This is a genomic window from Paenibacillus sp. FSL H7-689 (genome assembly GCF_000517905.1).
In the GTDB taxonomy this organism is placed as follows: Bacteria; Bacillota; Bacilli; order Paenibacillales; family Paenibacillaceae; genus Paenibacillus; species Paenibacillus amylolyticus.
The window spans coordinates 42,715-56,178 of sequence record NZ_ASPU01000059.1 but is presented as its reverse complement, the minus strand read 5'-3'; the positions used below and the strand labels follow the sequence as shown (position 1 = coordinate 56,178).

The window sequence follows — 13,464 nt, the reverse complement described above, 5'->3', positions numbered from 1 at the left end:
TATCCACCACTCTCTCGGATTTTATACAATTGTATATTATAGGACTGTGCATGGAGGAGGCTCAACTCTTTTTATCGCTTGGATATAGCTTGACTGAGTGAAGTGAAATGAGGCTTTGGGGATCTGATCGTGGTGAATGCTGCGGGTAGGGGCCCCTAATTGGAGCCGCAAGAAGTACTGCTTTATAAAATGTTGGAGGTACAGATAATAAGTTGTGGTTTGTGCCGGGTGGAGAGAGAAGCGGGGGAGAGACGGAGGATCTGAGTACACAAAAGAAGATGGTAAACGTCTACCTTGATATGGCATACTTTTGAGCAAGATTACAATATCTACGGGCATAATCTTACTACTTACAGAGTGTTGATCGAGTGGTTAAGGCTGGGGAGTCCAATTATGGTCTTCTCGTATGATGAATTTAAGTGGGGAAAATGTTGGGGGCAAACTGCCCTCGGGCAGGACAAGTACAGAGTTCGTTATGGTAAGAAACAGCGAATCGTGATCAAAGCGAGAATTCGGTAACGCCTTTTTTGGAGGCATATTTCAGCGTGTAGCTTCCTTCTGTGCCATATGGCATCGTAGCGATTTGGATGCGGGTATAATCCAACCGACTCTCTCTCAGCACTTTTTTAACTAGCGCTATGCTCCGATCTTCATCCGTTACCACACAGAAAATGTTCATTACATATTCCTTCGGATCAGCCATACGGCTGCCCAGGTCACATCCATCCACCTCTCCCAACTCAGCTTGGGTCAGAACGGTTTCCAGATATTCCATCACCTTCTCCTTCAACCAATGATCTCGTTTGCTGCCCTGCGCGCTCTTCAGCGGATATTGCACCACAAGCCAGTATTTTTCATTCATTCAGCTTCACCAACCAATCTTTATATGATAGGGCAATACGTTATGTGGAGGGCACTTGGACGATAAAAACGCATATGTCAGCCTTACATTTCTCCAGTTCAAAATGGCTAGATCATTGACCTTACTGCTTTTTGGAATTGTACTGCCCTTCCATTTGCAGGATGGGGAACATGGTGATGTTTAATGAGATGGGAGCTTAACGTGTCTGCTGACTTTCTGCCAATAGCCACGATGTGAGCATCAGGATTCAGTTGCATAAGCTGTCTGGCAAACGGCAAACCATCCTCCAACTCTGCCAAAGTCGGCGTACGATTCGTCATCCTGTTTTCGGCAGATTGATATGGATGAAAGGGATAGATGTTCCAAAATATAAAGTCCGTTGGTTTCCACCTTGAACTGGATAACACTTCACCCCATATAATGGATGCTGTCGGTTCTGCGAAACCATACAGTGCCTGACTTCGGTTAGATTTGACGATATTGGGCAGGCTTGTTCGAACACCCGGCTCACCTGCAAAAATCATCTGGTGATTCACCAGCGAGTGATTCCCGGTAACCATTCGCTCGGACGTCAAAGGTACGCCGGAGAACCTCGCCCCTTGATAGCCCACGGCTTCAGCAATAAAAATGTACCGAGCCTTGGATATTCTTGGTTCCAAATACCTGACCAAATGTTCAGAACGAATCTCCACCGCTTCGGGGCCGATATCATAGCCCGTCACATAATCTCCAAGGATTAATCACATTTACTGGCGAGACATATGCTTGCACCCCTGCAACAAACTCGCGGATCTGCTGCTGCGTTTGGCTCATGCTTCTTTGCCTCCTTTGGGAGATACAGAGTATATCGGGCTAGCATCAACTTATGTTACAAAGATTATAGCATAAACAGAAAAACCACCAACCAGACCGCTGGTTGATGGTGGATAGAAACTGTAGAAAACTATTGCGGTATAACTTCTTCCCACTGACCATTGGTGGTTTCTTTGTAGGTAAGAAGGTTTCCATCATACTTTCCCTGAATAAAGTTAGAACCCGCTTCTTTCCATTCCTTAGTAACAGATATCACAACTTTAGAATCCTGTAAATTTATTGAAACATACTTTCCTCTTGATAAATTTATCTCAAAGGCTACTGGATAAAAATCGTACCAGAATAGTTTGTCTGATTTCTCTCCCAGTATACCCGCATCACCACCTTTAGAGAAATGAGGACTGATGACTCGAAACCTGAACTCTAACCACTTTCTGGGATCTAAAGGAAATTCATAATGACTATCGGGCTCCACTATAATATATGACTTTTCAGGAACTGGGTGTTGAACTTGAACTTTGTGCTCGATTATTTCTTTGGATATTATTCGAAAAACTAAATATACCAATATGAATAGTATCGAAGTAATTACAGGTAATTTAGGCTTGTTCCTCAAAAAAACACTCAATCCAAGACCAATAATTAACGGAAACCATATCCATGGATCTCCCAATGTAATGGCTTCCATAATATATGATTTATCGCTAAAGGGATAGAATGCTGGTAAATCATGTCCCATATAGTCTAAAAATAAGTGTCCAAACAAGACAGACAAAATAGAAGATCCCCAGATTAATTTGAAACTTGTCTTTTTATAGAACAGTTTTGTCAAATATGCTATTCCTAAAGCTAAAAGGGGTGTAAACAATATAGAATGGGACCACGGAGCTACACTTCTATCCCCAAAAATATCAGGAATTATTCCACACAGAGCACCCGAACATAGACATATCATAAGATTTTTCCATGTATCCCTTGGCAAAAAGCAATATGCAATTACCGCCCCAAGAAGAGCATGTGATAGAACATGAAAAAACAAATATAAATACGGATCCAAAATAACTACTCCTTTACTCTATTATTATAAATATTGTATTTAATGTTAAACATTATATATTATTTTTTCATATAAAAGACCTGAGAGTCGAACCTCTTCCAAAGGTCTGCGGGGAGTAGTCTCTGTATGGATGTTACCTAATAATTTCTTAATACTAAATTCGAGCACAAATCAACGTAGGCTCCACAAAATAGAATCAACAAGCTATTAAAAATCCTCATAACAATGGATGGCCCGTATGTATTTTCTATTATCATAATTTGGTCTAGGTAAAGCAGGCTATAGATACCTATGTACGTTTCAGAACCTAAATGTACCTAATAAACTTTCTGAGAGCTGCTTTCGACCTATATATACCTCGATTTCCTCCATTTATATAATTTAGGTTATTATATCATAAAATAAAAATCCACCAACCAGAACAATGGTTGGTGGATTTTGCTTACTCTAATGGAGGTGAGGGGGTATCGAACCCATGTCCGAAGATAACGGCACAAAAGCTTCTACGGGTATAGTCACTGCTGTGATGTCCCGTGTATCAGTAACCCACAAGAACAGGATTAGCCCAAGCAGGTATGGACTCAACACAATAGATCAATTTACTCTGTATGATTTCTGCAACAATTAAAGGCTCGTATGTATTATCAATGATGATAACCTGATCTGCGATGGCTAGAGCCGGTTTAAGGTTCTTCAATGACTGGTCATATCGATAACGAATGTCTTCTTCTGCAATCCAATGTCCACCTTGTTCAACACGAGAGGCTACACGATCTATATGCATTTGAACATCCTCAAGACCGATATAATAAACGACAATTTCATAATTGTTTTCTTTTGCTATTTCCATATGTTTTAAAACAAATGATCCGGACAATGTCGTTTCAATAGCGAAGTTTACACCACTTTAATGAGAGATCGGATTCTTTTCACAGCTTCCCTGCCAGCAGACAGGTCAGCACTGCGCGGATTCTCTGGCTTCAACTCTCTTGCAATTTGATCCGGATCAACCAGTTCACCAAGCCACTCTCTCATTTGCATACTGAGTGTACTTTTCCCTGCTCCATTTGTACCCGCAAACACAGTCATGACTGGTCTGATTTCACTCATGATATTTAAACTCCTGCCGTTTTCCAGTAGCATCAAATGTAATTTCGAATTTATTACCCGCAGCATCCTCACGAACGCGTTTGTTATTCTTTATATAATAAATAGAGGCGCCTGATTCTTTAGCTTGTTTCCGTGCATGTTGACTTGCTTTGTTTAAAATTTCTTGGAGTTGTTTTCGATTTGTAAACATCCTGAGTCCCCCAATCTAAATTTCTGTTTATTATATCATAAACTAAAAAACCACCAACCAGATTTACTGGTTGATGGTTTTTGACTCTAATGGAGGCGAGGGGAGTCGAACCCCTGTCCGAAGATAACGACACATAAGCTTCTACGGGTGTAGTCACAGTTTTGATGTCACCCGAGTATCGCCCCGTAACCGGCTATACGTTGGGTCAGCCTGATTGTCTTCTTCAGCACACCCCAGGCGGAGATGTGACAGCGTATCCCACTACTAGTTAGCCCCTATCCCTGTCACATGGGCGATGCAGGGTAGAAGCACGCACACAGTTTCTTAGGCTGCGAAAGCGTAGTTTGTTTGTTGTTTGCCGTTTAATAGGCTTTAGCGTTGATAAAGCGGACGCGTCCCCACTACCCGCTACCCATGCTCGAACTATCCCCGTCGAATCCATAAACGCCCCCTCAATGAAGAAGGGCTCCAGGATTAATCCGTGAATACGGAGCAAAGGTGCTGCACATCTTTTTCCTCCAAGGTAAAAAGATGCTTCTTTCAAACTCGGCATTCCAGTCTGCTACATGAGTAATCATAACACAGGACACATCACCGAAATAGTACAGATTGCTGGAAGACATTCCAGCAGGCTGAGCATGTGTACAAGGTTATCCAATACAACAGGCTCAATCGTCTACATATTATACCGCGTCGCCAATCGGAAGTAAAGTTTACCCAGATCGGCTCACGAACAACTGTACCTTAGTATTTTACCCACGCGCCTGATAAACTACGCAACAGCTGATAATTTAAATTCATCACCGCACTCTCCATGCTCCTGGCAATTTTCTTAGTCACACACAACAAAAATCAGCCAACTGCACACTTCGGCTATTCACATCAAATCACCTTCCCCAAACACAAATAAAAAAAGCCTCAATCTTGCCCATTGCAGGACAAACCTTGAGACTCCTTAACTCATACATCAATCTTCCTAGCTTCATCATAAAAAAACTATCTTATACACTTAAAAGTAAAGCATTTACGCCCAGCGCTCCACTTAACGCGCAACCTTCTGCTTGTCGCGCAGTACCCGTTGGATATCACGTTGAGCATCGCGCTTCGCGGCAGTTTCACGTTTGTCGTATTGCTTCTTACCTTTACCCAGTCCAAGCAAAAGCTTTGCATAACCATTGCGGATATAGATTTTCAGCGGAACAATGCTGTACCCATCCTGTTTCGACAGCCCGAGCAGCTTGTGAATCTGCACTTTATGCATCAACAACTTGCGCGTACGTGTTGGATCGAGCGGATTATTTCGGTTCCCTTGTTCAAAAGGACTAATATGCATATTGTGAATATGAATCTCACCGTTTCGAATCGTGGCAAATGCATCACCAATATTCGCACGGCCGTTACGAAGAGATTTGATCTCCGTTCCGGTAAGCACCATGCCCGCTTCATACGTATCTTCAATGAAGTAGTCATGGGAAGCCTTTTTATTCTGTGCGAGCACTTTACTCTGTCCATCATTCTTGCCCATGTCCTCACTCCTTCTCCGTAAAATAAGCCGGTACCATGCTCTATAGCAGCGCACCCAATGTTGCACCAAGGTACCACGTGCCAGACCTTAATTGTAGCAAGTACGGCTGTTAAAATCAAGAAAGAGGCGACCTCTGCCGCCCCTCCTCATTACACCACTTCCAGACTGTGCGAAACAACACACCGGCTGAAGTGGGTATTTTCTCCAACGATTAACCTGAAGGAACGAATTGTAATCCATCTCTCCAAGTTACGTTAGCTTTATTTTTTCTTTTTCCGTACAAAAGCTGCCGTGCCGTTACCAGCTGCACTTTTGCTCTTCTTCCGCTTGCGTCGTGGTGCTCCGCTTTCCTGAGCGCCACCAGGAGTTGCATTCTCTCCAATAAATACGCCGCTTGGCGAAGTGTTTTTGCGCCCACTTCCGCCTTTGCCACCTTTACCGCCGCCCTTGCCGGACTTAAAGCTTCCTTCACCGCGACCGCTGCCGCTGTTCAGGCCACTTCCTTGTCCATCGGTTGAACTACTATCCGATCCACCCGATGTAGAGCTATATCCGCCTTTACCTGAGCCAAAACCAAAGCTCACCGCGCCTTTGCCCCGACCAGTTGATCCACCAGCATCACCAGCACGACGCTCACTTTTAGGTTTGCCGCCGCCTTTACCTGCGTAGCCACCAGATGAGCCTGCGCCCGCGCCTGCACTTGCTGCTCCACCGCGACCGCCACGTCCACCTTTGCTGCTTTCTTCCGTTGATCTGCCACCACGGCTGGCTCCAGCACCTGCCGAACTGCCTTTGCCGCCACGTGAACCGCCGAAACCACCCGGTCCACCCTTGGCACCGCCGCGACCGCCACCACTTGCTGGGCGTCCACCTTTACCGCCACGTCCGCCACCGAAGCCGCCAGGACGTTCACCGCGAGGTTTCATATCTACCATTTCAAAATCAATCGTATACTCTTCCATGCTTACACGTGCCACACGGATCTTCACTTCATCACCGATGCGGAAGACTTTCGAGGTACGTTCACCAATCAGAGCCATATGCTGATCGTCAAAATGGTAATAGTCGTCCGTGAGTGCGCTCAGGCGAATCAAGCCTTCAACCGTGTTTTCCAACTCAATGAACATACCAAAGCTGGTCACACTGCTGATCATGCCTTCGAACTCTTCGCCTACTTTGTCGAGCATGTACTCGGCTTTCTTCATTTTCTCCGTATCCCGCTCAGCTTCTACCGCCACACGTTCACGTTCCGAAGACTGCTGCGCAATATCGGACATACGTGCTGCCAAATACTCCTGACGGTTCTCCGGCAATGCACCATTATTTTCAATGACTTCGCGAATCACCCGGTGAATGACAAGATCGGGATAACGACGAATTGGAGACGTAAAGTGACTATAGAATTCTGCCGCGAGGCCAAAGTGACCCGACATTTCAGAGTCATACTTCGCCTGTTTCATGGAACGCAGCATCATCGTACTAATCACGGTTTGTTCTTTCGTTTCTTTGATATCCTCAAGCAACGATTGAAGCGCCCGTGGATGAATCGCATTGCCACGTCCTTTGACCTGGTGTCCAAAATTCGCCGCAAAGGCGAGGAAATTTTGCAGTTTTTCCTGATCCGGGTCTTCGTGCACACGATAAATGAAAGGAACCTTCAACCAGTGGAAATGCTCTGCCACTGTTTCGTTCGCTGCCAACATGAATTCCTCAATGATTTGCTCTGCAATCGAACGCTCCCGTTTTACGATATCTACCGGTTTGCATTCTGCGTCCACAATGATTTTGGATTCTTCAAAATCAAAGTCAACCGCACCACGGCGCATACGCATAGCACGCAGCTTCAAGGCAATCTCTTTCATCAGATGGAAATCATCTACCAGATCCTTATAACGTTCGAGCAATTCCGGCTCTTCACCTTCAAGGATTTTACGGACGTTGGAATACGTCATCCGCTCTTTGGTTTTGATTACACTCGTGAAAATATCATGTTTAACAACCTTCATCTGGTCGTTAAACTCCATCTCACAAGACAGGGTCAGGCGGTCTACCTGGGGGTTCAAACTACAGATTCCGTTGGACAGACGTTGTGGCAGCATAGGAATAACCCGGTCTACCAGATACACACTGCATCCACGGTTGTAGGCTTCCTGATCCAGCTTGGAATTCTCCTGCACATAATAGCCAACGTCGGCAATATGAACACCCAGACGGTAGTTCCCGTTAGGCAGTTTCTCTACATTTACAGCATCATCCAGATCCTTGGCATCTTCGCCATCAATCGTGACAATGTTAAGTCCGCGCAGATCACGGCGACCCTGTTGTACAATCTCTTCATCCGTGATGGAGTCGGGTGCTTTTTCCGCCTCTTCTACCACTTCATCAGGGAAAGCTTCAGGCAACTGATGCTTGCGAATGACGGACAAAATATCAATACCCGGCTCATCCTTATGACCGAGAATCTCGATCACTTCACCTTCGGCAGCCGCACGGCCCTCCGGATAGCTGACGATCTTGGCTACGACCTTCTGTCCATCAACCGCCCCAGCAAAGTTGGTACGTGGGATGAAAATATCGCGATTAATCCGTTTATCATCCGGAATGACAAATCCGTACACCTCATGGCTCTGGAACACACCAACGACTTGTGTCACAGCACGAGTAACAATACGGACGATCTCACCCTCCAAACGACCACCTGAAGGTCCTTGAGATGTGACTTTAACCAATACCGTATCACCATTCATCGCACTTTTCATATCATTGGCGTGAATGTACACATCCGGGTGCTCCCGATCCTCAGGGATAAGGAAAGCGAAACCTTTGGCGTGAGCCTGTAAACGTCCACGTACCAAATCCATACGCTCTGGCATGCCATAGCGATTGTTACGGGTCAGCAAAACTTTACCGGATTCCTCCAGCGTATTAAGCATAATCAAAAAGGCTTTGAAATCAGCTGCATCTTCAATAGCGAAGTGCTGTTCCAACTCCTGATAAGTCATAGGTTTATAAGCGGTTTCCCGCATGAAGTCGAGCAATTGTTGTTCTGTTATCATTAATATATTCACCTCGGGAAACATAAAAGTGTAAGCAAGTCTCATCTCTTTATGTATCGGAATTATTACCATTTTCATGCAATGCAATTTCACTGTTGTGAAGAGCGTAGTAGTGCAACCATACTATCTCATACCCTAGTATACACGAATTCAATCCGACCCATCCGTACCTCGCAAAAAAACCACAGTTCCCGGACGCTCCTCTAAAATCACGCTTTCACGTATCTATACAGACATTTTATGCGATACACGTGCTGTGCGCATCTGGCAAAGAACTACATCCGAAAATTTTCGTACACATGACATTCATTATAGGGAGTGATTTCGCGTAACGAATAAGCGAGGGACATACCATACATGATAGGGGTGTGTTGCATGTTAAGGAAGGAAAACCAAACAGAAGTGAGAAGAAGACCGAAAATCATGGAGTCTATAGATTAAATTGTTGGAAAAGTTTGGACGCGTAAGAATTTATTAAAAAACCCCCGTTTCTTCACGAAACGAAGGTTCATCAATTAAGCCATTAGCTTAAGCTATTCATTGAACAGCAGTTCCAATTCTTACTTGGAAACCACCGTAACAACGATAGACAAAATCATAAATCCTGCACCCAGTACCACCGTTGCACGTTGCAGGAAGAGATCCAATCCGCGCGCTTTCGTTTTACCGAAAAGATGTTCCGCACCACCGGAGATGGCACCCGCCAAACCAGCGCTTTTCCCGTGCTGCAGCAATACTACAGTGATTAGACCGATCGAGAAAACAACGAGCAGCAATTTCAAAGCAATATCCATTCTTTCCACCTCCTACCCATGTGGGCATACATCTCACCATAAAAACAGTTACTTTAATTGTAACATAGCTATGGTTGTACTACAAGTAGTACAGTTTATACAATGCCCTAAATTTCACCATCGCGTGATGCTTACTTTATACCATTACTTCGTTGCAATAAAAAAGACAAGCCGGTTACCCGGCTTGCCTGTAAAAGCTGAATATCCAGCTTATTTTTTAAGGTTGTAGAATCCTTTAAGACCATTGTATTGAGCCAGTTCACCCAGTTGATCCTCAATGCGAAGCAATTGGTTGTACTTCGCGATACGGTCTGTACGGGAAGGAGCACCCGTTTTGATTTGACCAGCGTTAGTTGCAACAGCGATGTCAGCGATTGTGCTGTCTTCGGACTCACCGGAACGGTGGGAGATTACAGCTGTGTATCCTGCGCGTTTAGCCATTTCGATTGCATCGAATGTTTCAGTCAATGTACCGATTTGGTTAACTTTGATCAGGATGGAGTTACCGATACCTTCGTTGATACCTCTGCCCAGACGCTCAGTGTTTGTTACGAACAGGTCATCACCAACGAGTTGTACTTTGTCTCCCAATTTCTCAGTGAGCAATTTCCAACCATCCCAGTCATCTTCGGACATACCGTCTTCGATTGTGATGATTGGGTATTTCTCAACCCATGAAGCCAGAAGGTCAACATACTCAGCGGAAGTGTAAGATTTACCTTCGCCAGCAAGTGTGTACTTACCATCTTTGTAGAACTCAGTGGAAGCAACGTCCATACCCAAGAATACGTCAACGCCTGGTTTGTAACCAGCTTTTTCAATTGCTTCGATGATTGTAGTGATTGCTTCTTCGTTCGAACCAAGGTTCGGTGCGAAACCACCTTCGTCACCTACAGCTGTGTTCAAGCCTTTGGAGCTTAATACTGATTTCAAGTTGTGGAAGATCTCTGCACCTACGCGAAGAGCTTCTTTGAAGCTTGGTGCTCCAACTGGAAGAACCATGAACTCTTGAACGTCGATGTTGTTGTCAGCATGCTCACCACCGTTGATGATGTTCATCATTGGAACTGGCAATGCTTTAGCGTTGAATCCGCCCAGGTATACGTACAATGGCAGGTCCAGAGCGTCAGCAGCTGCGCGAGCTACTGCCATGGATACAGCCAGGATTGCGTTAGCACCCAGTTTACCTTTGTTTGGCGTACCATCCAAAGTGATCATCAATTTGTCGATACCCAGTTGATCCAATGCATCCATACCGATAACTTCTGGAGCGATTGTTTCGTTTACGTTTTTAACAGCTTGCAGAACGCCTTTACCGAGGTAACGGGATTTGTCACCATCGCGAAGCTCAACGGCTTCGTGGGCACCAGTGGATGCACCAGATGGAACGATTGCGCGTCCGATTGCGCCGGACTCCAGGTATACTTCAACTTCTACTGTAGGGTTACCGCGGGAGTCGAGGACTTCGCGAGCGTACACGTCAGAAATAATAGTCATTTGTGATAATCTCCTTTATAGTTGGGATTTAATTTTTGGACCAACTTGTGTTTGCCCTTATTTTACTACATCAGCAGAATCGTCTTCCAATCGCTGTTATCCCCTGATTTCTTTGAACTTATTTTCATAAGTTGAAATCATGTGATAAAGGCGAACGCTTCGCTTCTTCAGACTATTTCTGCTGCCTTCGTTCAATGCGCAAACACCAAACCGCCCAATTATATATGTTGTTGTGTAACTTATTTGCGGGTAGCGATGACAGATGTACCTGTCATTTCAGCCGGTTTAGGCAATTGCATCAGGTCAAGGATCGTTGGCGCGATATCTGCCAGGATTCCGCCTTCACGCAGGGTTACATTTGCATCGGTAACGATGAATGGAACCGGGTTCGTTGTATGAGCTGTGAACGGACGTCCCTTCTCATCGAACACCATATCCGCGTTACCATGATCCGCAGTGATTAGTACAACGCCGCCTTTGGCAAGTACTGCATCCACAACACGGCCCATGCACTCATCTGTTACTTCAACCGCTTTGATGGTAGGCTCCAGCATGCCGGAGTGTCCAACCATGTCAGGGTTAGCAAAGTTCAGAATGATGGCGTCATGTTTGTCTGCTTCGATCTCGCGAACACATGCATCAGCTACTTCATACGCACTCATCTCTGGTTGCAGGTCATACGTTGCAACTTTTGGTGAGTTGATCAGTACACGAGTTTCGCCCGGAAGCTCCACATCACGACCGCCGCTGAAGAAGAAGGTAACGTGCGGGTATTTCTCAGTTTCTGCAATACGCAGTTGTTTTTTATTGTTCTGTACCAGAACTTCACCCAGGGTGTTGTCGAGGTTCTTCGGCGAATAAGCCACATAACCTTCAACCGTCTCGCTGAACAAAGTCAAGCATACAAAGTGCAAGCCCACAGGGAACTTCGGACCACGATCAAAACCGCGGAAATCCTGGTTCGTGAATACTTGCGACAACTGGATCGCACGGTCAGGACGGAAGTTGAGGAAGATAACGGAATCGCCGCTCTCAACCAAACCTACCGGCTCACCATCCGCTTTAACGATAACCGTTGGTTCAACGAATTCATCAAATACGGATTTCTCATACGATTCTTCAACCGCTTTGAGTGGGTCAGTGTATTTTGGTCCATCTCCATAAACGATGGCACGGTATGATTTCTCAACCCGTTCCCAACGTTTGTCACGGTCCATCGCGTAATAGCGACCTTGAACCGTAGCGATTTTACCTACACCGACTTCTTCAATCTTAGCGATCAGTTTCTGCATGAAGTCTTTACCACTGTCTGGCATAACATCACGGCCATCCATGAAAGCATGAATATATACATCATTCATTCCTTCTTTTTTGGCCAGATCTAGCATAGCAAACAGGTGGTCGATGTGACTATGTACGCCGCCATCAGACAACAAGCCGTAGAGATGAAGTTTTTTGCCGCTTTGTTTCGCTTCACGAACGGCTTTGACAAGTGTTTCATTGTCGTAGAACTCGCCGTCACGAATGGATTTGGAGATACGGGTCAAATCCTGGTATACGATCCGGCCGGCACCAATGTTCAGGTGACCTACCTCGGAATTTCCCATTTGCCCTTCTGGCAAACCTACAGCTTCACCGCATGCAGTGAGCGTTGTATGTGGGAATTGGCTCATGAAACGGTCATAGTTCGGTTTCTTGGCTTGCGCTACCGCATTGCCTTCCACCGTGTTACGCAGACCAAAGCCATCCATGATGATCAGTGCTACAGGTTTTGGAGCTGTCATCTTACTTCGCCCCCTCAACAAGCGCGATGAACGAAGCCGGCTGCAAGCTGGCACCGCCAACAAGTGCGCCGTCGATGTCGCTTTGTCCGAGGTATTCTGTTACGTTCTCTGGTTTAACACTGCCGCCGTATTGAATACGAACTGCATTCGCAACCGTCTCGTTGTACAGATCCTTCACCAGCGTACGGATGTAAGCAATAACTTCATTCGCATCTTGGGAAGTGGAGGATTTGCCTGTACCAATCGCCCAGATTGGCTCATAAGCGATAACAACTTGTGCCGCTTGCTCTGCAGACAGACCTGCAAAAGCAGCTACTGTTTGCACTTTGCATACGTCTTTTGTTTGGTTCGCTTCACGCTCTTCAAGCGTCTCACCAAGGCAGAAGATTGGAGTCAATCCGTGACGGAATGCTGCATGCAACTTTTTATTGACAGTCTCATCGGTTTCCGCAAAATATTGACGGCGCTCCGAGTGACCAATAATGACATAATCCACACCCAGGTCTTTCAGCATCACGCCGCTGATTTCACCTGTGAATGCACCGTTATCTTCAAAATGAAGATTTTGTGCACCAATTTTGATGTTTGTGCCTTTAACAGCTTCTACCAGGGATGGCAGATTTGTAAACGGTGCGCAGATTACAGTTTCCACGCCTTCAACTTCCGCTTTTCCTTTAACTTCCTGAATGAAGTCATTGGATTCGGAAACCGTTTTGAACATTTTCCAGTTACCTGCGATAATCGGTGTTCTCATGGGTTTCAACTCCTTCATGCTA

The 13,464-nt window shown here is 45.4% G+C and carries 13 protein-coding genes and 1 other RNA gene; 1 reads left to right on the top strand and 13 read right to left on the bottom strand.

Going from position 1 to position 13,464, the window contains the following annotated elements:
• Positions 1-499: 499 nt before the first annotated feature.
• The 8 genes from C170_RS26940 to smpB all read right to left on the bottom strand — a co-directional run bounded on the left by C170_RS26940 (position 500) and on the right by smpB (position 5,557).
• Complete coding sequence (locus tag C170_RS26940) at positions 500-862, bottom strand: hypothetical protein (protein ID WP_036616245.1); 363 nt, start codon at positions 860-862, stop codon at positions 500-502.
• A 107-nt stretch (positions 863-969) separates the two neighbouring features.
• Positions 970-1,584, bottom strand: a complete 615-nt coding sequence (locus C170_RS26935) for a uracil-DNA glycosylase (protein WP_051447419.1) — start codon at positions 1,582-1,584, stop codon at positions 970-972.
• 221 nt (positions 1,585-1,805) lie between these two features.
• The gene (locus C170_RS26930) at positions 1,806-2,732 is read right to left on the bottom strand and encodes a metal-dependent hydrolase (protein WP_036616243.1); all 927 of its coding nucleotides are present in this window, start codon (positions 2,730-2,732) and stop codon (positions 1,806-1,808) included.
• Positions 2,733-3,270: 538 nt separating this feature from the next.
• A complete protein-coding gene (locus C170_RS31440; RefSeq protein WP_235200846.1) occupies positions 3,271-3,516 on the bottom strand; it encodes a hypothetical protein in 246 nt (81 codons plus the stop codon).
• A gap of 113 nt (positions 3,517-3,629) precedes the next feature.
• Complete coding sequence (locus C170_RS31435) at positions 3,630-3,842, bottom strand: dephospho-CoA kinase (protein WP_235200845.1); 213 nt, start codon at positions 3,840-3,842, stop codon at positions 3,630-3,632.
• Positions 3,835-4,032 (bottom strand): hypothetical protein, encoded by a 198-nt coding sequence (locus tag C170_RS26920; RefSeq protein WP_036616240.1) that lies wholly within the window; start codon positions 4,030-4,032, stop codon positions 3,835-3,837. Before C170_RS26920 ends, C170_RS31435 begins: the two co-directional genes overlap by 8 nt.
• A gap of 87 nt (positions 4,033-4,119) precedes the next feature.
• Positions 4,120-4,484: a transfer-messenger RNA gene (gene ssrA / locus C170_RS30585) on the bottom strand.
• Positions 4,485-5,074: 590 nt separating this feature from the next.
• On the bottom strand, positions 5,075-5,557 hold the full coding sequence (smpB, locus tag C170_RS26915) for an SsrA-binding protein SmpB (RefSeq protein WP_036616237.1): 483 nt from the start codon (positions 5,555-5,557) through the stop codon (positions 5,075-5,077).
• A 57-nt stretch (positions 5,558-5,614) separates the two neighbouring features.
• Between smpB and C170_RS30960 the strand changes: the two genes are divergently transcribed.
• The gene (locus tag C170_RS30960; RefSeq protein WP_143781149.1) at positions 5,615-5,815 is read left to right on the top strand and encodes a hypothetical protein; all 201 of its coding nucleotides are present in this window, start codon (positions 5,615-5,617) and stop codon (positions 5,813-5,815) included.
• Positions 5,816-5,817: 2 nt separating this feature from the next.
• Here C170_RS30960 and rnr read toward each other — a convergent pair whose 3' ends face one another.
• The 5 genes from rnr to tpiA all read right to left on the bottom strand — a co-directional run bounded on the left by rnr (position 5,818) and on the right by tpiA (position 13,442).
• Positions 5,818-8,613, bottom strand: a complete 2,796-nt coding sequence (gene rnr, locus C170_RS26910; RefSeq protein WP_036616234.1) for a ribonuclease R — start codon at positions 8,611-8,613, stop codon at positions 5,818-5,820.
• 560 nt (positions 8,614-9,173) lie between these two features.
• Positions 9,174-9,407 (bottom strand): preprotein translocase subunit SecG, encoded by a 234-nt coding sequence (gene secG / locus C170_RS26905; RefSeq protein WP_036616231.1) that lies wholly within the window; start codon positions 9,405-9,407, stop codon positions 9,174-9,176.
• Between the two features lie 210 nt (positions 9,408-9,617).
• On the bottom strand, positions 9,618-10,904 hold the full coding sequence (eno, locus tag C170_RS26900; RefSeq protein ID WP_036616228.1) for a phosphopyruvate hydratase: 1,287 nt from the start codon (positions 10,902-10,904) through the stop codon (positions 9,618-9,620).
• 239 nt (positions 10,905-11,143) lie between these two features.
• Positions 11,144-12,688, bottom strand: a complete 1,545-nt coding sequence (gpmI, locus tag C170_RS26895) for a 2,3-bisphosphoglycerate-independent phosphoglycerate mutase (protein WP_036616224.1) — start codon at positions 12,686-12,688, stop codon at positions 11,144-11,146.
• A gap of 1 nt (position 12,689) precedes the next feature.
• The gene (tpiA, locus tag C170_RS26890) at positions 12,690-13,442 is read right to left on the bottom strand and encodes a triose-phosphate isomerase (RefSeq protein ID WP_036616221.1); all 753 of its coding nucleotides are present in this window, start codon (positions 13,440-13,442) and stop codon (positions 12,690-12,692) included.
• Between the last annotated feature and the right edge of the window lie 22 nt (positions 13,443-13,464).